Origin of the sequence: Sphaerotilus natans (genome assembly GCF_900156335.1) — a bacterium.
GTDB classification, from domain to species: domain Bacteria; phylum Pseudomonadota; class Gammaproteobacteria; order Burkholderiales; family Burkholderiaceae_C; genus Sphaerotilus; species Sphaerotilus natans.
On sequence record NZ_FTMZ01000004.1, the window covers coordinates 143,676 to 167,290 of the forward strand.

19 protein-coding genes are annotated in these 23,615 nt (G+C 71.9%); 5 read left to right on the forward strand and 14 right to left on the reverse strand.

The annotated features are described in order from the left end of the window. From BW996_RS05370 to BW996_RS05380, 3 genes are all read right to left on the reverse strand, one after another. The gene (locus tag BW996_RS05370) at positions 1-2,112 is read right to left on the reverse strand and encodes a prolyl oligopeptidase family serine peptidase (protein ID WP_037477421.1); all 2,112 of its coding nucleotides are present in this window, start codon (positions 2,110-2,112) and stop codon (positions 1-3) included. Beyond that, a complete protein-coding gene (gene ybeY / locus BW996_RS05375) occupies positions 2,109-2,570 on the reverse strand; it encodes an rRNA maturation RNase YbeY (protein WP_037477419.1) in 462 nt (153 codons plus the stop codon). Before ybeY ends, BW996_RS05370 begins: the two co-directional genes overlap by 4 nt. Positions 2,571-2,631: 61 nt before the next feature. Further along, a complete protein-coding gene (locus BW996_RS05380) occupies positions 2,632-3,639 on the reverse strand; it encodes a PhoH family protein (protein WP_037477417.1) in 1,008 nt (335 codons plus the stop codon). A gap of 130 nt (positions 3,640-3,769) precedes the next feature. Between BW996_RS05380 and BW996_RS05385 the strand changes: the two genes are divergently transcribed. The 4 genes from BW996_RS05385 (at position 3,770) to ruvB (ending at position 8,429) form a co-directional block, all read left to right on the forward strand. Beyond that, positions 3,770-5,818 carry a sensor histidine kinase gene (locus BW996_RS05385; RefSeq protein ID WP_051631435.1) on the forward strand — a complete coding sequence of 683 codons (2,049 nt, stop codon included), beginning with the start codon at positions 3,770-3,772 and terminating at the stop codon, positions 5,816-5,818. A 169-nt stretch (positions 5,819-5,987) separates the two neighbouring features. Further along, positions 5,988-6,659 (forward strand): response regulator, encoded by a 672-nt coding sequence (locus tag BW996_RS05390; RefSeq protein WP_037477415.1) that lies wholly within the window; start codon positions 5,988-5,990, stop codon positions 6,657-6,659. Between the two features lie 58 nt (positions 6,660-6,717). After that, positions 6,718-7,296 (forward strand): Holliday junction branch migration protein RuvA, encoded by a 579-nt coding sequence (gene ruvA, locus BW996_RS05395; protein WP_037477413.1) that lies wholly within the window; start codon positions 6,718-6,720, stop codon positions 7,294-7,296. Positions 7,297-7,355: 59 nt separating this feature from the next. After that, positions 7,356-8,429, forward strand: a complete 1,074-nt coding sequence (ruvB, locus tag BW996_RS05400; protein WP_037477411.1) for a Holliday junction branch migration DNA helicase RuvB — start codon at positions 7,356-7,358, stop codon at positions 8,427-8,429. A 54-nt stretch (positions 8,430-8,483) separates the two neighbouring features. On the opposite strand, the gene BW996_RS05405 is transcribed toward ruvB, so the two are convergent. Genes BW996_RS05405 through BW996_RS05445 form a run of 9 tightly spaced genes read right to left on the reverse strand, consistent with a single transcriptional unit; the run spans position 8,484 to position 14,840 of the window. Next, positions 8,484-9,161, reverse strand: a complete 678-nt coding sequence (locus tag BW996_RS05405) for a histidine phosphatase family protein (protein ID WP_037477409.1) — start codon at positions 9,159-9,161, stop codon at positions 8,484-8,486. 14 nt (positions 9,162-9,175) lie between these two features. Then, complete coding sequence (locus BW996_RS05410) at positions 9,176-9,817, reverse strand: YbhB/YbcL family Raf kinase inhibitor-like protein (protein ID WP_037477407.1); 642 nt, start codon at positions 9,815-9,817, stop codon at positions 9,176-9,178. 43 nt (positions 9,818-9,860) lie between these two features. Continuing rightward, positions 9,861-10,184, reverse strand: a complete 324-nt coding sequence (locus BW996_RS05415; protein WP_037477405.1) for a DUF1840 domain-containing protein — start codon at positions 10,182-10,184, stop codon at positions 9,861-9,863. Positions 10,185-10,241: 57 nt separating this feature from the next. Continuing rightward, positions 10,242-11,000: a lysophospholipid acyltransferase family protein gene (locus BW996_RS05420; protein WP_037477403.1), complete on the reverse strand. Its 759-nt coding sequence runs from the start codon at positions 10,998-11,000 to the stop codon at positions 10,242-10,244. Positions 11,001-11,015: 15 nt separating this feature from the next. Beyond that, positions 11,016-12,308, reverse strand: coding sequence for a dihydroorotase (locus BW996_RS05425; RefSeq protein ID WP_037477401.1), 1,293 nt, complete (start codon positions 12,306-12,308; stop codon positions 11,016-11,018). Continuing rightward, the gene (locus BW996_RS05430) at positions 12,305-13,267 is read right to left on the reverse strand and encodes an aspartate carbamoyltransferase catalytic subunit (RefSeq protein WP_037477400.1); all 963 of its coding nucleotides are present in this window, start codon (positions 13,265-13,267) and stop codon (positions 12,305-12,307) included. The genes BW996_RS05425 and BW996_RS05430 overlap by 4 nt, the downstream gene beginning before the upstream one ends. After that, complete coding sequence (gene pyrR, locus BW996_RS05435; protein WP_037477398.1) at positions 13,267-13,776, reverse strand: bifunctional pyr operon transcriptional regulator/uracil phosphoribosyltransferase PyrR; 510 nt, start codon at positions 13,774-13,776, stop codon at positions 13,267-13,269. Before pyrR ends, BW996_RS05430 begins: the two co-directional genes overlap by 1 nt. A gap of 3 nt (positions 13,777-13,779) precedes the next feature. Next, a complete protein-coding gene (ruvX, locus tag BW996_RS05440) occupies positions 13,780-14,262 on the reverse strand; it encodes a Holliday junction resolvase RuvX (protein ID WP_081837902.1) in 483 nt (160 codons plus the stop codon). Continuing rightward, complete coding sequence (locus tag BW996_RS05445) at positions 14,259-14,840, reverse strand: YqgE/AlgH family protein (RefSeq protein WP_037477396.1); 582 nt, start codon at positions 14,838-14,840, stop codon at positions 14,259-14,261. Before BW996_RS05445 ends, ruvX begins: the two co-directional genes overlap by 4 nt. 34 nt (positions 14,841-14,874) lie before the next feature. Here BW996_RS05445 and BW996_RS05450 point away from each other — a divergent pair, with 34 nt between their 5' ends. Continuing rightward, complete coding sequence (locus BW996_RS05450; protein WP_051631449.1) at positions 14,875-16,374, forward strand: cryptochrome/photolyase family protein; 1,500 nt, start codon at positions 14,875-14,877, stop codon at positions 16,372-16,374. A 21-nt stretch (positions 16,375-16,395) separates the two neighbouring features. On the opposite strand, the gene BW996_RS05455 is transcribed toward BW996_RS05450, so the two are convergent. Together BW996_RS05455 and BW996_RS05460 are read right to left on the reverse strand one after the other, a co-directional pair. Then, positions 16,396-17,493, reverse strand: a complete 1,098-nt coding sequence (locus BW996_RS05455; protein WP_081837901.1) for a GGDEF domain-containing protein — start codon at positions 17,491-17,493, stop codon at positions 16,396-16,398. Positions 17,494-17,506: 13 nt separating this feature from the next. Next, positions 17,507-23,605, reverse strand: a complete 6,099-nt coding sequence (locus BW996_RS05460) for a hybrid sensor histidine kinase/response regulator (protein WP_076458731.1) — start codon at positions 23,603-23,605, stop codon at positions 17,507-17,509. Positions 23,606-23,615 lie beyond the last annotated feature (10 nt).

A 23,615-nucleotide genomic window follows, 5' to 3' on the forward strand; every position in this document is an offset into this window, starting at 1 on the left:
TCAGTGGCCGAGACGCGACCAGAGGTAGGCGAACTCCAGCGCCTGCAGGTGCGCGCGCTGGGCGTTGTCGGCCGCGCCGCCGTGGCCGCCCTCGATGTTCTCGTAGTAGAGCACCGGCTGGCCGAGCGCCTCGAGCTTCGCGACCATGCGCCGCGCGTGGCCCGGGTGCACCCGGTCGTCGCGGGTCGAGGTGGTGAACAGCGCACGCGGATAGCGCACGCCCTCGCGCAGCGCCTGGTAGGGGCTGTAGCGCTCGATCCAGGCGCGCTGCTCGGGCTGGTCGGGGTCGCCGTACTCGGCCATCCACGAGGCGCCGGCCAGCAGGCGGTGGTAGCGCAGCATGTCGAGCAGCGGCACCTGGCAGACCACCGCGCCGAACAGGTCCGGGCGGCGCGTCATCGCCGCGCCCACCAGCAGGCCACCGTTGCTGCCGCCCATGATGCCCAGCCGCGCCGGCGAGCTCAGGCCGCGGGCGATCAGGTCCTCGGCCACCGCGATGAAGTCCTCGTGGCTGCGGGGCTTGTGCTCGCCGACCGCCGCCTGGTGCCAGGCCGGGCCGAACTCGCCGCCGCCGCGGATGTTGGCCACCACCAGCGCGCCGCCGCGCTCGTACCAGGCCAGGCCGAAGCCGCCCGAGTACCAGGGCTGCATCGACACCTCGAAGCCGCCGTAGCCGTAGAGCAGCGTGGGCGTGCTGCCGTCCATCGGCGCGTCCTTCGGGCGCACGACAAAATACGGCACGCGCGTGCCGTCCGCGCTGGTGGCGAAGCGCTGCTCGGCCGCCAGCCCGGCGGCGTCGAAGTAGCGCGGGCGCTGCTTGAGCACCTCGGGCGCGTCGCGTCCGGCCTCGGCCAGCATCAGCGAGTCCGGCGTCAGGAAGTCGGCGTAGGTGACCCAGTAGTGCTCGGCCAGCGGATCGTCGGGCAGGTGCGGCTCGTGCAGCGCGCCCAGCCCCAGCGTGCCCGGCCCCGGCAGCGCCACCGCGCGGCGCGTCCAGCCGCCGCTGGCGGCGTCGAAGCGCAGTTCCTCGACCCGATTGGCGACCTTGTCGAGCAGGTTCAGCAGCACATGGCCGCGCGTCCAGGCGCTGCCGCCCAGCGAGCAGGTCGGCGTCGGCGTGAACAGCGCCGTCCAGCGCACCGCCTCGCAGCCCTGCGCCATCAGCGCGTCGATCTCGGCCACCAGCAGCGAGCCGGCCGGATGGCGCGCGCCGTCCGCCAGCGTCAGGTCGCTGCGCAGCTCCATCACCGCCCAGCGCTCGTGAAAGCCCAGGCTGGCGTCGGCCGGCTTGGGGACCGCGCGGCGGCTGCCATCCGGCGCGACCAGCCACATCGCGGTGGTGTAGAAGTCGATCGAGCGGCCGTGCACCGTGCGCTCGAAGCCGGGCGTGTCGTCGATGCTGACCCAGGCCGAGACGTCGCCGGCCTCGCCCTCGTGGATCGTCGGCGCGTCCGCCAGCGGCGTGCCGCGCTTCCAGGCCTTGATGACACGGGGATAGCCCGAGTCGGTCATCGAGCCCGGCCCGAAGTCGGTGCCGACCGCCAGCGTGTCGGCATCGATCCAGCTCGCGCTGCTCTTGGCCTCGGACAGCGTGAAGCCGCCTTCGCCTGCCGGAATGAAGCGGCGCTCGACCAGGTCGAACTCGCGCACCACGGTGGCGTCGGCGCCGCCGCGCGAGAGGTCGATCAGGCAGCGGCGCCAGACCGGACGGCTCTCGGCGTCACGCGCCGGTGTGCAGACGTCCGCGCCGTGCCAGACCCAGTTCTCGCCCTCGGCCGCCGCCAGCGCGTCCAGGTCGAGCACCGTCTCCCAGACCGGCTCGGCCAGGCGGTAGCTCGCCAGCGTCGTGCGCCGCCACAGGCCGCGCGGGTGCTCGGCGTCCTGCCAGAAGTTGTAGAAGTCGTGGCCGATGCGGCTGACGTAGGGAATGCGCTCGCGCGCGTCCATCAGCGCCTTCAGGCGCGGGCGGAACTCGGCGTAGTCGGCGCGCGCGCCCAGCTCGCCCTCGGTGCGGGCGTTGTGCTCGCGCACCCAGGCCAGCGCGGCCTCGCCGTGAACCTCCTCCAGCCAAAGGTCTGGGGCATCGCCCTCGGGGCGGTCGACGGCGCTCATGCCGCACCTTCCGCGTACGGATCGGCGAAGCCCAGCGCGGCCATCACCTCGCGCTCGCGCTGCTCCATCGCCTCGGCCTCCTCCTCGCTGTCCTCGTGGTCGTAGCCCTGGGCGTGCAGCGTGCCGTGCACCAGCAGGTGCGCGTAGTGGGCCAGAAGATCCTTGCCGTTGGCGGCAGCCTCGGCCTCGACCACCGGCGCGCACAGCACCAGGTCGGCCATCACCACCGGCTCGTCGGCGTAGTCGAAGGTCAGCACGTTGGTCGCGTAGTCCTTCTGGCGGTACTCGCGGTTGAGCGTCTGGCCTTCCTCGGCGCCGACGATGCGCACGGTGATCTCGCCGGGCCGCTCCAGCGCGGCGCGCACGAAGCGCGCGACCTTGTGGCGCGGCAGCAGCGCGCGGTGGCGCGGATCGGCGAATTGCAGCGACAGGCTCAGTTCGGGGCGGGCAACGGGCATGGGGCGGGACTTTCTCGGGATCGGATCGAAGAGCGGATCGAAAGACAGATCGACAGGCGGCTCAGGCCTCGGGCCGGTCACCCACCGGGCGCGGCCGCGCCGCATCGTAGGCCTCGACGATGCGCGCCACCAGCGGATGGCGCACCACGTCGGCGGCGGTGAAGCGGGTCATGGCGATGCCGCGCACCTGGCGCAGCACCTGCGCGGCGTCCACCAGGCCGCTTTTCTGGCCCCGGGGCAGATCGACCTGCGTGGTGTCGCCGGTGACCACCGCGCGGCTGCCGAAGCCGATGCGCGTCAGGAACATCTTCATCTGCTCCGGCGTGGTGTTCTGCGCCTCGTCGAGGATGACGAAGGCGTGGTTGAGCGTGCGCCCGCGCATGAAGGCCAGCGGCGCGATCTCGATCTGGCCCTTCTCGAAGGCCTTGGCCACCCGCTCCATGCCCATCAGGTCGTAGAGCGCGTCGTAGAGCGGGCGCAGGTAGGGGTCGACCTTCTGCGCCAGGTCGCCGGGCAGGAAGCCCAGGCGCTCGCCGGCCTCGACCGCCGGGCGGGTCAGGATGATGCGCTGCACGCTGCCGCGCTCGAGCGCATCGACCGCGCAGGCCACCGCCAGGAAGGTCTTGCCGGTGCCCGCCGGCCCCAGGCCGAAGGTGATGTCGTGGCCGAGGATGTTGCGCAGGTAGGCGACCTGGTTGCGGGTGCGCCCGGCCAGCTCGGCGCGGCGCGTCTTCAGCACGATCTCGGGCGCCTCGCCGGCCGGCTCGATCACCGTCTCGCCGGACTGCACCACCCGCAGCGCCGGGCCCTCGTCCTGCAGGGCCTGCACCAGCAGCAGCTGCAGCTCGGCTGGCTCGATCGGCGCGGCGGCGCGCTCGTGGAGCTGCTGCAGCACCGCGACCGCACGTTCGGCGGCGCGGCGCGCACCCTCGATGCGGAAGGACTCGTTGCGCCGGCGGATGCTGACGTCGAAGGCCGCCTCGATCGTGCGCAGGTGCTCGTCCAGCGCGCCGCAGACATGGGCGAGGCGCTGGTTGTCGTGGGGAATGAAGGCGTGGCGCAGGATCACGGGTCGAGTGTGAACTATGAGGCACGGGGCCGGAGCCACGATTGTCGCCGCGCGCCGACCTCCGGGGCGGTCCGGCAGAATCGGGCGCCCGCCCGCCACCTCTGCCACCTCTTCCGGATTTCACATTTCCGTGACCCCGCCTCCCGTTCCGGCCGCCGACGTCCCGACGATCCATGCCTCGCAGGCGACCGACACGCCGCCCGAGTCCGCCGCGCCAGGCGCCTTGCCCGAGCCTGTGATGCCCGATGCGGGCGCCGTCCGGCCCTCGCTGCGCCAGAGGATCGAGCGTCTGACGGGAGGATCGCTGCTGGCCGCCCTGCACCCGGCGCGCTGGGGCCTGCTGGTGCTGGCGCTGATCGTCGCTGGCCTGTGGCTGGTCGAGCTCGGCAGCCGCGGCAGCCAGGACGACATGACCGTCATCCGCAGCGCGACGCTGATGGCGATGCCGACGCCCGAGCGGCCGCAGGCCGGCGCCCCCCGGCTGATCACCCTGCCGCACGCCTGGGATCATTCGCCGCGGCTGTCGGCACCGCTGGGCTACCGGGTCCGCTTCGATCTGCCGACGCGCCGCGCGTCCGCTGCGGGCGCCGCAGGCCTGGCGGGCCTGTACATCGAGCGCCTGTGCGGCGCGCACGAGATCCGACTCAACGGCTGGCGCCTGGCGGTGCGGGGGCGGCTCGACGCGCCACGGCCCAATGAATGCCTCGACCCGGTGCTGGTGGCGCTGCCGCCGGCGATGCTGCGACAGGCCGACAACCAGCTCGACATCATCCTGGCCGCGCAGGTGCGCTCGCAGGTGGCGGTCAGCGAGCATGCCGGCTACCTGTCGCCGGTGCGCATCGGCCCGATGCATCAGCTCGAGGGCATGCAGCGCCGCCTGCAGACCCTGCACACCGGGGTCACCCAGGCGCTGGCGATGCTGGTCGGCGCGGTGGGCACCGCCGCGCTGCTGCTGGCCGCGCTCAGCCGCCTGCCCTATCTCGGCTACTTCGGCGCGGCGTGCCTGGGCTGGGCGATGCTGTGCGCGCTGCTGACCGGCGCCCACCTGCCGCTGTCGGTGCCCGCCTACGAATGGCTGACTGGCGCGCTGATGCCGCCGATCGCGGTGGCGGCGATCCTCTCGCTGATGCGCTACAGCGGCATCCAGGTGCGCTGGATCGAGCTGTCGGTGGCACTGCAGAGCATCGTGGTGCCGCTGAGCCTGCTGATCGCCGCGCCCGACCGCATCAGCACCATCACCCAGCCGTGGATGGTGATCCTCTCGCTCGAGGTGCTGGTGGCGCTGGGCGTGTTCCTGCACCGGGCCTGGATGCGCTCGCCGGCCGACTTCCGCGTCGTCGGCTTCGCGCTGGGCATGACGCTGGTGGGCGCAGCCTTCGAGCGGATGATGGTGGCCGACGAGATCCTGCTGCCCGGCGTGCGTGCGATCAGCATCGGCGCGGTGGTGATGTTCGCCGGCATGGTGCTGCGCATGCTGCAGCAGATGCAGGCCGCGGTCGGCGCGGCCGAGGCCGGCCGGCTGGCCGCCGAGCGCCGGGTCGAGGAGATCACCAGCGACATGGAGCGCAACTACAGCCACATGGCCGAGATGCGCGTCGAGCAGGTCACCGCCAAGGAGCGCAAGCGCATCGCCGCCGACCTGCACGACGACCTCGGCGCCAAGCTGCTGACCATCGTGCACACCAGCGAGAGCGAGCGCATCGCCACGCTGGCGCGCGAGGCGCTCGAGGAGATGCGGCTGTCGGTGCGCGGCCTGACCGGCCGCGCGGTGCAGCTCGGCGACGCCATCGGCGACTGGCGCAGCGAGGTCATGATGCGCCTGAGCCAGGGCGGCGTGGAGCTCAACTGGAACACGCCCGACGACCTGCTGATGAGCGAGCGCGCGATGAGCGCACGCGCCTACGTCCAGACCACCCGCATCCTGCGCGAGGCGGTCAGCAACGTGCTCAAGCACAGCGGCGCCACCCACTGCGAGATCTCGATGCGCATGGACATCAACGACTTCGAGCTGACCATCTCCGACAACGGCCGCGGCATCCCGATGGAGCTCGACGGCAAGCTCGACCGCGGCCACGGCATGTCGACGATGAAGGGCCGCGCCAAGCAGCTCCAGGGCCAGTGCCTGGTGGAATCCGGCCCCGGCTACGGCACGACGATCCGGCTGACGCTGCCGCTGTGACCGGCGTGAATCATGCGAATCATGTAAACCACCAAGTACCAATGCCCTGGCAACGCCAGTGATCTTTCACGAAATCCGGTCATTTTCGTAACCAGATCCGCCGTGGGGCTCCAGTCGGCCCGGCCGGGTCCACACTCCCATCCGGCCGAACGCTCCCGAGGAAAAGACGATGAAAACGATCCTGCTGCTCGAAGACCTTCCCGAAATCCGTGCCTGGCTGCGTGCCCTGGTGGTGCAGGTGTTTCCCGGCTCGACGGTGGTGGAATCCGCGCGGGTGCATGACGCGCTGCAGCAGGTCAGCGCCCACCGCTTCGATCTGGCGATGATCGACCTGGGCCTGCCCGACGGCTCGGGCGTCAAGGTGGTGCAGGCGCTGCGCGAGGCCCAGCCCGACGCGCAGTCGGTGGTGGTCACCATCCACGACGACGACGATCACCTCTTCCCCGCCCTGCAGGCCGGCGCCTACGGCTACCTGCTCAAGGAGCAGCCGCGCGAGCAGCTGATGGAGCACCTGCAGCGCATCAGCCAGGGCGAGCCGCCGCTGTCGCCCTCGATCGCGCGCCGGATGATTTCCTACTTCTCGGCGCAGGCGAACCGCCCGGCGCTGCAGCCGCAGCAGACCCAGGACGCGCTGATGCCCAACGTACAGCTCACCGAGCGCGAGCGCGAGGTGCTGCTGCGCGTGGCCAAGGGCTTCACGCTGCCGGAGATCGGCGTGCAGCTCAGCCTGAGCCGCCACACCATCGCCGACTACGTCAAGCAGATCTACCGCAAGCTCAACGTGAGCTCGCGCGCCGAGGCGGCGCTCGAGGCGCAGCGCCTGGGACTGTTCCGCCGCTGATCCACCGCTGATCCACCGCTGATCCGCCTGCGGCGCGCCGCTCGCATAATCGCGTCCCATGATCGGACGACTCACCGGAACCCTGGCGGAGAAATCCCCGCCGCTCGTGCTCGTGGATGTCGGCGGCGTCGGCTACGAGGTCGACGTGCCGATGAGCACCTTCTACAACCTGCCGCACCTGGGCGAGCGCACCACGCTGCACATCCACATGGTGGTGCGCGAGGACGCGCAGCTGCTCTACGGCTTCCTGACGCTGGAGGAGCGCGAGACCTTCCGCCAGCTCATCCGCATCAGCGGCGTGGGCCCGCGCATCGCGCTGGCGGTGCTCTCGGGCATGAGCGCGCAGGAGCTGGCGCAGGCGGTGAGCCAGCAGCAGCCCGGCCGCCTGGTCAAGGTGCCCGGCATCGGCAAGAAGACCGCCGAGCGGCTGCTGCTCGAACTCAAGGGCAAGCTCGCGCCGGATCTGGGCGTGCCCGCCGGCTCGGTCGTCACCAGCGACGCGCAGGCCGACATCGTCCAGGCCCTGGTCGCGCTGGGCTACAGCGACAAGGACGCGGCCGCCGCCATCAAGGCGCTGCCGGCCGACATCGGCGTGAGCGACGGCATCCGCGCGGCGCTGAAATCACTGGTGAAATAGACAGTCCTTTGCACGGTTTCCGGCCGGTCGTCGGCCGGCTTTGACGGACAATTCCCGCCATGGCCATCCAGACCGACGACTTCGCCGCGCCCCCGAAACGCATCGTCAGCGCCGCTGCCGGCACGCCCCAGGAAGAAGCGCTGGAGCGCGCGCTGCGCCCGAAGCTGCTCGACGAATACATCGGCCAGGCGCGCGCGCGCGAGCAGCTCGAGATCTTCATCGGCGCGGCCCGGAAACGCCGCGAGGCGCTCGACCACGTGCTGCTGTTCGGCCCGCCGGGGCTGGGCAAGACGACGCTGAGCCACATCGTCGCCGCCGAGCTGGGCGTGAACCTGCGCCAGACCAGCGGCCCGGTCCTCGAGAAGCCCAAGGACCTGGCGGCGATCCTGACCAGCCTCGAGAAGAACGACGTGCTGTTCATCGACGAGATCCACCGCCTGAGCCCGGTGGTCGAGGAGATCCTCTACCCGGCGCTGGAGGACTACCAGATCGACATCATGATCGGCGAGGGCCCGGCGGCGCGCTCGATCAAGCTCGACCTGCAGCCCTTCACGCTGGTGGGCGCGACCACCCGCGCGGGCATGCTGACCAACCCCTTGCGCGACCGCTTCGGCATCATCGCGCGGCTGGAGTTCTACACGCCCGAGGAGCTGGCCAAGATCGTCACCCGCTCGGCCGGGCTGCTGGGCGCGCCGATCGACGTCGAGGGCGCGATGGAGCTGGCGCGGCGCTCGCGCGGCACGCCGCGCATCGCCAACCGGCTGCTGCGCCGGGTGCGTGACTATGCCGAGGTCAAGGGCGACGGCCGCATCGTCAAGACGGTGGCCGACCGCGCGCTGACCATGCTCGACGTCGACCCGGTCGGCTTCGACCTGATGGACCGCAAGTTCCTGGAGGCGGTGGTGCACCGCTTCGACGGCGGTCCGGTCGGGCTGGAGAACGTCGCCGCCGCCATCGGCGAGGACGCCGGCACGATCGAGGACGTGATCGAGCCCTACCTGATCCAGCAGGGCTACCTGCAGCGCACCCCGCGCGGCCGGGTGGCGACGCTGGCGGCCTGGCGCCACTTGGGCGTGACGCCGCCGCAGCGCGCCGGGCTGGTCAGCGGCGGCCCCGACCTGTTCGGCGAATGATGGACACCGCCCCACCCCGTCACCCCCGCGCAGGCGGGGGGCCGCGACAGGCGCTCAGGACAGGCTGTGCGCCGGCGTGAGGCTGCGGCCGCCATCGCTGCTTTCCTCGAGGGCGTCGCCTTCGAGGTGCTGGATGTCGCCCCAGCCGATCATCGTCAGCCGCTCCCCGGTGAACAGCAGCCGGTTGATGCTCGCATTGCCGAGCTGCCAGGTGCGCGGCGCCTCGATGGGCATGCCGCAGGCGGCGCGGTAGAGGCAGTCGAGCACGCCGCCGTGCGCGACCATCACCACGGTCTGGCCAGGATGAGCCGCCGCCAGGCGCTGGGCGGCATCGACCGAGCGCTGGTAGAAGACCCGCAGCGACTCGGCGCCCTCGGGCTCGAAGTCGGGCTCTCGCGACTTCCAGCGCCGGACCAGGTCCGGGTGGATCGCCTCGACCTCGGCCACCGTGCGCCCCTGGAACAGGCCGAAGCGTCGCTCGCGCAGCCCCTGGTCGTGAACGACCGGCAGGCCGACGCGCGCCGAGATCGCCGCGGCGGTGTCGGCGGCGCGGACCAGGTCGGAGGCGTAGATCGCGGCGATGTCCTCGCCGGCGAGGGCCTCGGCGACCCGCCCGGCCTGCCAGCGGCCGGTGTCGTTGAGCGGAATGTCGAGCTGTCCCTGGATGCGGGTGTCGACGTTCCAGGCGGTCTCGCCGTGACGGATGGCGAGGATGCGGGTGCCGTGGCCCATGCCGCGCCGTCCCGTCAGGCTCCTGCGCCGGCGCCCAGGCGCCGGTTCAGGGTGTAGGAGCCGGTGATCTCGGCCTGGCCGAGCACATGACCGGCGATCGCCTCGCGCACCTGCGCGCCGGTGAAGGCGCCCTCGACCGGGCAGCGCGCCAGATCCAGCGCATACAGCGTGAAGACGTAGTGGTGCACCAGGCTGTCGTTGAACGGCGGGAAGGGGCCGTCGTAGCCGAAGTACTGGCCTGACATGTCGGCGTTGCCGGCGAACCAGCCGGTGTAGTCGTTCAGGCCGTGGCGCGCGCCGTGCAGCGTCTCGGGGCCGGCCTTGCCGCGGGCGGTGAAGCCCTGGCTGAACTCGCCCTCGGCGATCTGGCCCAGCGCTGGCGGCAGGTCGACCATCACCCAGTGGAAGAAGTCGACGCGCGGCAGGTCGGCCGGCACTTCGCGGTCGGTCTGGTTGACGTCGTCGCCGCGGCTGGGCACGTCCGGATCGTGGCAGATCAGCACCAAGCTCTGGGTGCCGGCCGGCAGATCGCTCCAGGCCAGGTGCGGGCTGAGGTTGTCGGAAAAGGTGACGATGCTGGCCTCGTCGGGGCGGCCGGCGGCGAAGCGGGCGGAAATGGCGGCGCCGTCGGTCAGGCTGTCGCTGCGCAGTTGCATGGGAACAGGTCTCCTTCCAGGGTGAGGGAACGGGGGACGAGGCTCAGACGCCCCAGACGATGTCCTTGTCCTCGGCCGCACAGCGGCGCAGCATGTCGACCAGCGGCCAGACGCGCTGGCGCAGGCTCACGCCCTTGGGCGCAGGCAGCGTGCGGCCCTCGGCGGCGGCCTCGGCCTCGGCGCGGCGGCGCGCCTCCTCCTCGTCATGCACGGCCGCCTCCAGCAGGCGGATCAGCTCGGGCATCTGCGCCGGCTGGAAGATGCCCTGCGGTGCAGGCTCGCGGCCGATCAGGCGCATCAGCCGGTCGCCGACCTCGGAGGTCATGATCACGTCGCCGGAGGCCTTGGAGCGGAACTTGTAGAGCATGGGCGGACTTTCTCGATCGATTCGTCGTGGCCGGATCCGGTCGATTCTGCCCCAGGCTCAGGTCGGCGGCGTGTCGGACGCGATGCCGAGCGCGGCGGCGATGCGCTCGCGCAGCCGCTGCGACAGCGCGCGGCGGTCCAGGCCGGCCGACTCGATCGGCGCAAGGATGCCGATGCGCACCTCGATCGCATCGGCCGAGGCGATGCGCCACAGGCTCTGCAGCAGCGTGGTGTCGCCGATGTAGGCCGCCGCCGGGCTGACCGGGTGGCCGGGCTCGGAGAAGCGCAGCGCCAGCGGCTGCACCGGCACCCCCGCGGTGACCGCCGCCTGCAGCAGGTTGGCGTGAAAAGGCAGCAGATGATGGCCGTCGGAGGTGGTGCCTTCCGGGAAGAAGGCCACCGTGTCACCGGCGGTCAGCGCCTCGGCCGACTGGTGCACCACCCGCAGCGCGTCGCGCTTGCTCTCGCGCTCGATGAAGATCGTGCCGGCGGCCGTGATCAGCCAGCCCAGCACCGGCCAGGCCTTCACGTCGGCCTTCGAGACGAAGCGCGCCTGCGGGCAGACCGCGTGCACCGCGGTGATGTCCAGCCAGGAGACATGGTTGGCGGCGATCAGGTGCGCACCCGGCGCGAAGCGCCCGTCCGGCCGCAGCCGCAGACCCAGCAGCGCCAGCAGCTTGGCCGACCACCACTGGATGCGCGCGCAGCGGTGCGCGGCGCTGGCGCCGTCGAACTCCCGCCAGGCCACCCAGACACCGTGCAGGATGTGCACCAGCACCCGGCCGAGGCGCCAGACCGCCCTCAGGCTGCGCAGCACGCGGTCCGCCCGGGGTCAGCGCAGCTCGTGCGCGATGGTGCCGGCGACCAGCGTCGCGCGCACCCGGCCCGGCAGCGCCATGCCGGTGTCGGCAAAGGCGAACGGGGTGTGCTTGCCCTGGCTGTGCAGCACGTCGGGCGTGACCGGCCAGGTCTCCTCGGGATCGAAGATGCAGACGTCGGCCACGCCGCCCTCGACCAGCCGACCGGCGCTCGAGGCCAGCGAGCCCAGCGCGTCGCCCAGCACCCGCACCGGCGCGGCGGTGACGCGCTCGAGCGTCTGCGCCAGCGTCAGGCCCTGGTCCTGGCCCCACTTCAGCGCCAGGCTGAGCAGCAGCTCCAGACCGGTCGCGCCCGGCTCGGCCTCGCCGAAGGGCAGCGTCTTGGCGTCGCCCTCGACCGGCGTGTGGTCGGAGACCAGCGCGTCGATCGTGCCGTCGGCCAGACCGGCACGCAGCGCGTCGCGGTCGCGGCCCTGGCGCAGCGGCGGCGTCAGGCGCATCGCCGGATTGAAGTAGCCGATGTCGACATCGGTCAGGTGCAGCGAGTTGATGCTGACGTCGGCGGTGACCGGCAGGCCCTCGGCCTTGGCCTGGCGCACCAGCTCGACGCCGGCAGCGCTGGAGAGGCGGCACAGGTGCACCCGCACGCCGGTGGCGTGCATCAGCTCGAAGATGGTGTGCAGCGAGATCGTCTCGGAGGCCACCGGCACGCCCGACAGGCCCAGCCGGGTGGCGACCGCGCCGCTGGCGGCCACGCCCTTGCCCAGCCACGGATCGACCGGGCGCAGCCACAGCGACAGGTCGTGCGACGAGGCGTACATCATCGCGCGCTGCAGCACCAGGGTGTCCTTGATCGCCGATTCGGCCTGCGAGAAGCCGACGCAGCCGGCGGCGGTCAGCTCGGCCATCTCGGTCAGCGCCTCGCCCTTGAGGCCGCGGGTCAGCGCGCCCAGCGGGAACAGCCGGCACAGCGAGAGCTTGCGGGCGCGGAACTTCAGCATCTCCACCAGGCCGGGCTCGTCGAGCGCCGGATCGGTGTCGGGCGGGCAGACCAGGCTGGTCACGCCGCCGGCGGCCGCCGCGTTGAGCTCGCTCTCGAGCATGCCGCGCTCGCGCAGCCGCGCGGCCAGATCGACCAGGCCGGGCGCCACGACGCAGCCGCGCGCGTCGAGGGTGCGGCTGGGCTGGAAGTCGGTCGGCACCGCGCCGATGGCGACGATGCGCCCGGCGGCGATCGCCACGTCGGCCAGCTCGTCGCGGCCCGAGGCCGGATCGATGACGCGGCCGTTCTGGATCAGGATCTTCATGCTTCGTTCCCCGCGATGATCGACATCACCGCCATGCGCACCGCGATGCCAAACGTCACCTGCGGCAGGATCACGCTGTGCTGGCCATCGGCCACCACCGAGTCGATCTCGACGCCGCGGTTGATCGGGCCCGGGTGCATCACGATGCAGTCGGGCGCGGCCAGCGCGAGCTTCTCCTCGGTCAGGCCGTAGCTCTTGAAGTACTCGCCGGCGCTGGGCAGCATCGCGCCGCTCATGCGCTCGTTCTGCAGGCGCAGCATGATGATGACGTCGGCGTCGCGGATGCCCTCGGCCAGGTCGTGGTGGACCTGCACGCCCATCTCGGCCAGGTTGCCCGGCACCAGCGTCTTCGGGCCGACCGCGCGGATCTCGGGCACGCCCAGCGTGGTCAGCGCATGGATGTCCGAGCGCGCCACGCGGCTGTGCACGATGTCGCCGACGATGGCCACCCGCAGCTGGGTGAAGTCCTTCTTGTAGTGGCGGATGGTGTACATGTCCAGCAGCCCCTGCGTGGGGTGCGCGTGGCGGCCGTCACCGGCGTTGACGACGTGGACATGCGGCGCGCAGTGCTGCGCGATCAGATAGGGCGCGCCCGACTCGCTGTGGCGCACCACGAACATGTCGGCATGCATCGCCGACAGGTTGGCGATGGTGTCGAGCAGGCTCTCGCCCTTGGAGGCGCTGGACTTGGCGATGTCGAGGTTGATCACGTCCGCGCTCAGGCGCTTGGCGGCGATCTCGAAGGTGGTGCGGGTGCGGGTCGAGTTCTCGAAGAACAGGTTGAACACCGACTTGCCGCGCAGCAGCGGCACCTTCTTGACCTCGCGGTCGTTGACCGCCAGGAAGGTGCTGGCGGTGTCGAGGATGTGCGTGAGCACCGACCGGGGCAGGCCCTCGATCGACAGTAGATGGATCAGCTCGCCGTGCTTGTTGAGCTGGGGATTGCGGCGCGAGAGCATCAGCGGGTCTCCTGGGTGTCGCGGACCGTGAAGCGGAAACGGCCGGTCTCGTCGCGGTCAAGCGCGATCTGCTGGGTGGCCGGCAGCGCGATGCGCGCGGCGGCAAAGGCGGCCTGGATCGGCAGCTGGCGCCCGCCCCGGTCCACCAGCACGGCCAGCCGCACCGAGGAGGGCCGGCCGAAGTCGAACAGCTCGTTGATGACCGCGCGCGTCGTGCGGCCGGTGTAGAGCACGTCGTCGATCAGCACGATGGGGCGGCCGTCGACGCTGAACGGCAGGTTGGTCGCGTCGGTGGTCGAGCCCAGACCGCGCGAGCTGAAGTCGTCGCGGTGCAGCGTGCTGGAGATGACGCCGTGGGGCGTGGCCAGGCCCAGGTCGCGCTGCAGCCGCTCGGCCAGCCAGGCGCCGCCGGACCACACGCCGACCAGAACGGCGTCAGGCTCCAGCAGCCCGCGCACGCCGGCCAGCAGCTCGCCATAGAGCGCCTCGGCATCGAGATGCAGACTCATGGATCAATCCTTCGGTGGGTTCGTTTCTTCGGGGTCTTGTTCTTGCGGCGACGTGAGCGCAGCGACCCGCGTAGCCCGGTCGAGCTCGTCGAAGTGCTGCGTCAGCAGCAGCGCCGCGGCGGCCGCATCGGCGTCCCGCGCGCCGGCGGCCAGCACCTCGGTGGTGCTGTAGCGCTCGTCGACCTCGAACACCGGCAGGCCGAAGCGGCCCTGCAGCTGGCGGGCGAAGCGCTGCGCGCGCCGGGTGTTCTCGTGGTCGGCGCCGTCGGGGTGACGCGGCACGCCCACGACCAGCGCGTCGGGGCGCCACTCGCGGATCAGCGCCTCGATCGGCGCGAAGCGGGCGTTGCCCTCGGCGGTGACGGTCGTCAGCGGCGCGCCGCGGCCCAGCATGCGGCTGCCGCTGGCCACGCCGGTGCGGCGCAGGCCGTAGTCGAAGGCGAGGTAGGTCTCGGGCGGGCGCGGCGCGGTCATCGGCGCGGTCATGCGTGTCCCGCCTCCTGCGCCAGGAAGGCCGGGTCGATGCCCAGCAGCGACAGCGCGCGCTGGTAGCGCTGCTCGGCCGGCGTGTCGAAGATGATGGCCGGATCGGCGTCGACCGTCAGCCAGCCGTTGCGCGAGAGTTCGTCCTCGAGCTGGCCGGCGCCCCAGCCGGCGTAGCCCAGCGTGATCAGCACCCGGCGCGGGCCGTTGCCGCCCGACAGCGCCTCGAGCACGTCGCGGCTGGTGGTCATCGCCAGGCCGCCGGGCACCAGCAGCGAGGAGGCGTAGGCCGCCGCGTCGTCGGCCGGGCGGTCGTGCAGCACGAAGCCGCGCTCGGTCTGGACCGGTCCGCCGAAATGCACCGGCACGGCGGCCAGGTCCTCGCGGTCCAGCGCCATCTCGACACGCTCGAACAGATTGGCGATCGTGATGTCGATCGGCTTGTTGATGACCAGTCCGAGCGCGCCGCGCTCGGTGTGCTCGCACAGGTAGACGACCGAGCCGGCGAAATGATCGTCGGCCATGCCGGGCATGGCGATCAGGAACTGGTTGGTGAGGTTGATGCTGCCAAGGCCGGACATGGCGCGGATTGTAGCGATCACGCACACTGCGCAGATGCCCACGCGACTGCCCCCCTCCCCCACGCTCGACCCGGTCGACCGGGCGCTGGTCTGGCTGCGCCGCGACCTGCGCGTCGACGACCATGCCGCGCTGCACCGCGCGCTGCGCCAGGCCCGCCAGGTCTGGTGCGTCTTCATCCTCGACACCACGATCCTGGCCGGCCTGCCGAAGGCCGACCGCCGGGTCGAGTTCATCTGGCATGCGCTGCACGAGCTCGACCGGCGGCTGCGCGTATTCGGCGGCGGCCTGATCGTGCGCCAGGGCGACCCGCGCGAAGAGATCCCGCGGCTGGCGCGGGCGCTGCATGTGCAGGCGGTGCATGTCAACCGCGACCACGAGCCCGACGCGATCGCACGCGACGCCCGGGTGCGCGGCGCGCTGGCCGACGCCGGCATCTCCTTCCTGAGCTGGAAGGACCAGGTGATCTTCGAGACCGACGAGGTGCTGACCGCGGCCGGCACGCCCTTCTCGGTCTTCACGCCCTACCGCAACGCCTGGCTGAAGAAGCTGGCCGAGGGCGGCGGCTTCTACCTGAAGGCCTATCCGGTCGAGCGCCACGCGCGCCACCTGGCGGCGGTGCCGGCCGACTTCGACCTCGGCATCCCGACGCTGGAGGCGCTCGGCTTCGCGCCCACCGACATGGCCGCGCGGCTGCACCCCGGCGCCTCCGGCGGCGAGCACCTGCTGCTCGACTTTCTCGAGCGCATCGACCGCTACGACAGCACGCGCGACTTTCCCGCCATCAAGGGCCCGAGCTACCTGAGCGTGCACCTGCGCTTCGGCACGGTGTCGATCCGCCAGCTCGCGCGGCTGGCGCACGAGCGCATGACGGCAGGCTCGCGCGGCGCCGAGGTCTGGCTGTCGGAGCTGATCTGGCGCGACTTCTACTTCCAGATCCTGCACCACCATCCGCGCGTGGTCGGCCACTGCTTCAAGCCGGAGTACGACGCGATCCGCTGGGAGCACGGCAAGGCGGCCGAGGCGCTGTTCGAGGCCTGGTGCGCCGGGCAGACCGGCTACCCGATCGTGGACGCGGCGATGCGCCAGCTCGCGCAGACCGGCTACATGCACAACCGGCTGCGCATGATCACCGCCAGCTTCCTGACCAAGCATCTGGGACTGGACTGGCGCCGCGGCGAGGCCTGGTTCGCGCGGCATCTGAACGACTTCGATCTGGCGGCCAACAACGGCGGCTGGCAGTGGGCGGCGTCCACCGGCTGCGACGCGCAGCCCTATTTCCGCATCTTCAACCCGATGACGCAGAGCCGGAAGTTCGACCCGGAGGGGCGCTTCATCCGCCGCTACGTGCCGGAGCTGGCCGGGCTGGACGATGACGCGATCCACGCCCCCTGGCAGGCCCGGCCGATGGAGCGGCTGGCGGCAGGCGTCGAGCTGGGCAAGACCTATCCGCAGCCGGTCGTCGACCATGACGAGGCGCGGGCACGCACGCTGGCGCGCTTCGAGACGGTGAAGAAGGTCGCGGCGCGGCGCTGAGCCGCAGCAACACGACCGGGCTCAGAACAGCTCGACCGAGCCGAACTTCATGTTGTCCTCGAGCTCGCCGGCCGCCACCAGCGCGAGCTGCGAGCAGACCTGGTTGCGGCCGTGGGTCTTGCCGTAGTAGACCGCCTTGTCGGCCCGGTCGAAGCAGGCCTGCGGGGTGTCGCCCGCGCGCACGTCACTGAAGCCGATGCTGACCGTCGAGCGGCCGATGCCGATGAAGTAGTGGCTCTCCACCGCGTGGCGGAAACGCTCGAAGGCAGCGCGGGCGCTGTCCTCGTCGGGCGCCGACAGCAGCACGACGAACTCCTCGCCACCGAAGCGGTAGAGGCGGTCGTCATAGCGGAAGGTCGAGCGCATCAGCCGCGCCAGCACCGTCAGCGCCTCGTCGCCGACCAGATGGCCGAAGCGATCGTTGATCTGCTTGAAGTGGTCGATGTCGATGACACCCAGCCAGTAGCGGCGCGGCCGGTCCTGGCGACGCTCAGGCACGGTCGTCGCAGTGGCGGCCACATCGTGCACCGAATAAAGCCGGTGCGCGTCGACCACCGTGGCCTGCAGGAAGGTGGAGTCGAAGCTCTTGCGGTTGAGCAGACCGGTCAGCGTGTCGCGCTCGCTGTAATCGAGCAGCGACATGTAGTTGCCGTGCACCCGCAGCACGCAGGCCAGCAGCGTGCGCACCGAGTCGCTGACCGGCCGCGAGGAGCAGACCTCGAGCACGCCGGCGGTGTGCAGGTCGCCGGCCATCGGCAGCAGCAGCAGATGCCGGTCGCCCTGCACGGTCGTCGTCACCTCGGCCCGCTCGAAGCAGTGCCAGTGCGAGGGCAGGCTGGAGAGCACCAGCGGATCGCGCTCGTCGTCGGGCAGCTGGTCGGCCACGATCGGCGGCTCGCGGCCGGCACGCTGGATGCCGCACAGGATCCAGAAGCGCGGGCCGTCGGCCTCGCCGATCAGCCGCCACAGCCGCACCTCCTGCACCCCGTCGGTGTCCGACAGCGCGGCCAGCAGGGCCGAGTCGATCATGACCCGCTCGCGGGTGCAGGTCATCTCGATCAGCAGATCCAGCGGTGCCGCGATGGACGGTGCACACCGGCTAGGTGGGTTCTGGGACATCTGGAAAACTCCGTCAGAGCGGGAGAGGTGCCGCTACATCGGCATGTCGACGGATCAGCCTTAGCAGTTCCTCCTCGCCATAGGGCTTGCCCAGATAGCCGTCGGCGCCCAGCTCGTGCGCAAGATCACGATGCTTCTGCGCGATCCGGGAGGTGATCATGATGACCGGCAGGTCCGCCAGGGCCGAATCGCCGCGGATGTTGCGCAGCAGGTCGAAGCCATCCATGCGCGGCATCTCGATGTCGGACAGCACCACCGCCGGACGCTCGCCGGCCAGCAGCTCCAGCGCCTCCATGCCGTCCTTGGCCAGCGCGACCCGCAGGCCCTCGCGCTCGAGCAGCCGCCGAGTGATGCGGCGCACCGTGAGCGAGTCGTCGACCACCAGCACCAGCGGCGCCGGCCGCACCGGCTCGAGCGGCGCGGCGCCCTGCGGCAGGGCCTCGGGCACCTGCATCAGCTGCTGCGCCTCGGCACCGTAGACCGCCGCCAGCGTGACCGGGTTGTAGATCAGCGCGACCGCCCCGGAGGCCAGCAGCGTCATGCCGGCCAGCCCCGGCAGGCGCGAGAGCTGCGGCCCCAGGTTCTTGACCACCACTTCATGGCTGCCGAGCACCTCGTCGACCTGCAGCGCCACCCGCTGCTGCGCCGAGCGCACCACCACCAGCGGCAGGGTGCGCGCGCCGGCCATCTCCAGGCTGTGCCCGCTGCCGCCCAGCAGCGCGCCGAGCCAGTAGAACGGCAGGCGCAGGCCGCCATACAGGTACTGGCCGTCATGCGCGGCCTGCTGCACCTGCTCGAGCGGCTGGCGCTGCACCAGCTCGACCAGGTGGGACGGCACCGCGATCGAGCGGCTGCCCGCACGCAGCAGCACCACCTGCGTGACCACCGTCGTCAGCGGCATGACCAGCCGGAAGCGCGTGCCGCGCCCGGCGCGGCTGAGGATCTCGATGCGCCCGCCCAGCGCCTGCACCTCGGACTTGACCACGTCCATGCCGACGCCGCGCCCGGCCACCTCGGTCAGCACCTCGACCGTGGACAGCCCCGGCGCGAAGATCAGGTTCGCCAGCTCATGCTCGTCGAGCCGGGCGCCCTCGGCGATCAGGCCCATCTCGACCGCACGGCGGCGGATGCGCGGCAGATCCAGCCCGGCGCCATCGTCGCGGACCTCGACGCTGACCTCGTTGCCTTCCTGCTCGAGCAGGATGACGATGCTGCCGGTCGGATCCTTGCCGGCGCCCTGGCGCTGCTCGGGCGGCTCGATGCCGTGGGTGACGCAGTTGCGCAGCAGGTGTTCGAGCACCGCGTTCATGCGATCGAGCACGCCGCGGTCGACCTCGATCGAACCGCCGACGATGTCGAAGCGCACCTGGCGGCCGGTCTCCTTGGCCGCCAGCCGCACCACGCGGTACAGCCGCTCGGACAGGCTCTCGAACTCGACCATGCGGGTGCGCAGCAGATCGCCCTGCAGCTCGCGGGTCAGCCGGGCCTGCGCGGCCAGCTCGTCCTCGGCGGTCTGCAGCGTGCGCTGCAGCGCGCCGCGCACGGTGGCCACGTCGTTGACCGACTCGGCCATCATGCGGGTGAGCTCCTGCAGCCGGGTGTAGCGGTCGAGCTCGAGCGGGTCGAACTCCTGCGCCGCCGCACGCGCGGCCGCCTGGCGCGACTCGAGCTGGGTGTCGGCCTGCAGCGTCACATCATGGAGCTGGCGGCCCAGGCGCTCGAGGTTGTCGGTGAGATCGCCCAGCGAGCCGCGGATCTGGGCCAGCTCGGACTCCAGCCGCGAGCGGGTGATGCTGACCTCGCCGGCCAGGTTGACCAGCCGGTCCAGCAGCGGCGCACGCACCCGCAGCGGCTGCGGGTTGACCGGCGCGCGCTCGGGCGGCTGCGGCATTGCCGGCATCGCGGCGGCAGCGGCCAGGTAGCGGCTCCAGTCGACGCCCTCGCCGGGCTGCGCCGGTGGCAGCACGGGCGCGGACTCGGCGGGCGGCGGCGCAGACCCCGCCTCGGCACCGGCGGGCGTCGTGGCCGTCCGGGGCGGGTCGACCAGCGAGATCATCGCCGCTTCCGGCGGATGGTTGGGGCGACTCGGCTCGACCGGTGGCAGCGGTGCCGGCCGGGTGGCCCAGGACACCGTCAGCGTCGAGGGTGCGCCGGCCTGGCGGGCACACAGCGCCTCGAAGGCCGCCGACAGCGCATCGATCTGGCGCGACAGCCGCTGCAGCCCCGCCACCTCGGGCGCCATGCCCAGCGCCTCGACCGCCGACTCCAGGCGGTGTGCCATCTCGCCCAGGCGCATCGCGCCGGCCAGCCGGGCCCCGCCCTTGAAGGTGTGCAGCGCCCGCATCAGCGCCGGCGCCGGCTCGCGCAGGTCGAGATCACGCAGCCAGGCGGCGCCCTGCATCTCGATCAGCGGCAGCAGCTCCTGGGCCTCCTCGGCAAAGACCGGGAACAGGTCGGCATCGACCTGGTCGATCTGGTCGATGTCGGCCTCGAGCTCGGGATCCGGCTGGCGCGCGGACGACGATGCCGGGACGGGCAGAGGCTGCTGCTGCTGCGGCGCGTCAGACGCCGCGTCCACCCGCCGGTCCCCGGTCAGACCGTCCGTCGGCGCAGGCAGACGGCGTGGCACCTCGTCGATCCAGGCCTGCAGCCGCTCGAGCACCGCTGGCGAGGCCGGCCGCAGGAAGCCGGCGGCGAACTGGTGCAGCAGCCGGCGGATGTCGTCGCTGACGGTGACGAAGAGCTCGGCATCGCCCGCCTCGAGCAGGGCATGGCGCTGCAGCGAGGACACCTGCTGCAGCGCCTGCTCGAGCAGCCGCGCCAGCTGGGCCAGATCGGTGAAGCCCACGGTGGCGGAGTTGCCGGCCAGCCGGTGCGCCAGCACCACCACCTCGGCATCGAGCGCGCGCGGCAGCTCCATCGACCACAGCGTCAGCTCGGTGCCAAGCCGGCGCGAGACCTCGTCGGCCTCGTTCAGATAGATGTTGAACAGCGGGATCTGCAGCCGCAGCGGCCCGATGACCTTGATCTGGTCGGCATCCGGATCGCGCTCGGGCTGGGCCGCACGCAGCACCTCGGCGCCGACCTGGGCCCGGAATTCCTCGAGCTGGATCACCTCGGCCCCGGCCGGCGCCGCATCGGCGGCAGCCATCTCGAGCGTCAGCGGCTCGAGCTCGGTGATCGGACCGACCGGCTCGCGCACCAGATCGGACTCGGCCATCAGGCCGCCCGCATGCGTGGTGGCCGGAGACTGGGTGTCGACCACCACGGCCTCGGCGATCACCGTCACCGGCTCGACCGGCGCAGGATCGCGCGCAGGCTCAGGCGTCAGGTCGAGATCCAGGCCCAGGTCCAGATCCAGTGCCGTGGCGTCCTGCGACACCGGGTGCGGTGCATCCAGATCCAGATCCAGCAGCTCGACCGGCGACGGTCCCTCGTGCGCGGCCTCGGGCAGCAGCAGCGGCAGATCCATCGGCCGGGTGGCCTGCAGCGGCTCCATCAGCGGCGCGGTCTGGGTGCCGATCGGCACTTCCAGGTCGACCTCCAGATCCACCGCCTGCTCGGCGCCGGACAGGCCGGAGGGCGTGTGCGCCTGCGCCGGCATCGGCAGCGGCCGGCTTTCGCCCGGCAGCACCACCCGCATCAGCTCGCCGGCCTGGCGCATGGCCTCGGCGGCGGCGATCAGCGGCTCGGGCAGGAAGATCTGCGCGTCGCCTCCGGCGATCGCCTCGGTCCAGGCCGACAGGTAGGCGATGGCGTCACCGGTGAGCGTGCGCAGGTTCGGCGTGGCCGGCACCTGGGCCGCCAGCCAGTGGTTGTAGAGCTGCTCGCAGGACCAGGCGGCCTCGCCATAGGCGTTCAGCCCGACCATACGCGCGCTGCCCTTCAGGGTATGGAAGGCGCGGCGCAGCCGGGTGATCAGCGCGAGGCTGGCCGGATCGGCCTCGAGCTGCCGCAGCGCGTCGGTCGCATCGGCGATCACCTCGCGCGACTCCTCGAGGAAGACGTCGCGCATCTCGTGATCGTCCTCCAGGCCGGTCGGCGCGAAGGCGGGCGGCTCGGCCAGCGGCGGCGGCGCCAGCGGCCGCTCGGTCAGCGGCGGACCGAGCGGATCGAAGTCCAGCGGCGCGGTCGCGGTGGCGACGAAGTCCTGCACCGCCTGCGCCAGCCCGGCGCCATCGGCCTGCTGCAGCGCCTGGCGGGCCGCATCGAGGCGGTCGCTGAGCGCCGGCACCGCCGCCACCCTCGACTCGTCCTGCAGCGCCTGCAGCTGCGAGGAGATCTGGTCGAGCGGCAACGTCGCCTCGCGCACCGCCTCGACCAGCGCCTCGGCGCGCTCGATCACTTCGGCATCGACCGCAGAGCGCCCCATCAGCGGCGCCAGCACGCCCAGGCGCTCGTCGAAGACGAACAGCGTGCGCGCCACCTGCGGCTGCACGCCCAGCATGTCGACCAGGAAACCGAGCGCGCCCAGATTGGCCGCCAGACGCTGGAAGGCGCCCAGCGTGACCGGATCCTGCGGCCCGCGGTCGTCGTGCAGCAGCTGCTCGACATCGGCGCGCATGCGCTGCAGCGTCGAGATGCCGGCATCGAGCCCCAGCACCGAGAGCACGCCGCGCATCGCGCCAAGCTGGCCCGGCACCGGCGCCAGCAGGCCGCTCTCGTGCGGAGAGCGGAAGAACTGGTCGATCTGGCGCTCGACCTCGAGCAGCGCGCCACGCAGCTCCTGCACCACGCTGCCCAGGGTCTGGCGGTCGCTGACGCGGCGGTAGAGCTCCTCCATCCAGGGCTCGAGCGGCTGGGCGGGATGGCCGGACAGCACCCGGCCGATGCGCTCGGCCAGCCGATGCGCGGGCGCGGCCACGCCGCCGTCGAAATCACCCTCGTCGATGGCCGCCTCGAGATAGAGCAGGCTGGTCGCGACCTCCATGCCCAGCTCGGGCTGGGGGGCGCGGCCACTGCGCAGCGTCGTCTCGGCCGCCTGGCGCAGGGCATCGGCCAGCGCACGGCCATCGGCATAGAGCCGGCTGACCGAGTCGCCCACCAGCGAGAAGGTCTCGCCCAGATGCAGCATGCGCTGCGCATCGCCGGCCGCGGCCGCATCCCAGGCCTCCTTGGCGGCCTGCAGGCGACGGCGCGCCTGCAGCACCAGCGCCGGATCGCGCCGGCCGTAGAGCGGCTCGTCGTAGCTGACCAGCGGCTCGCGCGACAAATGCCAGGCGGCATGGACCGCACGCAGCCACGGCGCCGCCTGCGCCTCGGCCGGCCAGGCGCGCGCGCAGTGGAAGAGCAGATCCTGGGCCAGGCGGTCGGACAGGTCCGGATCGCCCTTGACCCGGCCGCGCAGCTGCGCCATCACCCGCGAGGCGCTGCGCTTCACATACAGGTCGGGCGTCAGCAGCGCCAGCGCCCAGGCCTCGAAGAAGGCCGCAGCCAGCCGCCACAGCGCCTGCTCGTGACCTGCGCTGGTAGCGCCCAGCACCGCGCACTCGCGCGACAGCGCGGCCGCGGCACCCGGATGGTTCTGGCGCATCAGCACCAGCAGCGCCTTCTCGAAGCGCGCCAGCTGCGTCGCGTCGGCCGGCTTGACCAGCGCCGCCGGCACCTCGACCGCGGCCGGCAGCGCATGCCACTGCCAGTCGCGCCGCCACAGATCGGCCGGATGGATGCGCTCGGCACCGGTCAGCTCCAGCAGCGTGCGCCACTGCGCGAACAGCCCGACCGGCTGCACCGGCTGGCCGGCGAGCTTGCGGGCCAGGAAGTCGAGCAGCGCGAACAGCGCCTTCTCGACCGCCTCGACGCCGGCGCTGTCCAGGCGCTGCGGCCGCGCCACGAAGCGCTGCACCAGCTGCTCGGCCGAGCGCATCACCAGCGCGGCCTCCGGCAGGTTGACCAGCTCGAGCGCACCGGCGCCCTGATGGATCTGCTGGCGGGCCTGGCGCAGGATGGACGGATCGACATCGTCGAGGTCCGAGCGGTCGGCCTCGCCGACCTCGCGCAGGTAGCGGCGCAGCGACTTCTGGGCCGACTCCAGCGTGCGGCGCAGCTCGTCATGGACCCAGGCGAGTGCGCTGAGATCGTCGGTCGGGGCAGTGTCTCGGGGCGATGACATGGGAACTCGC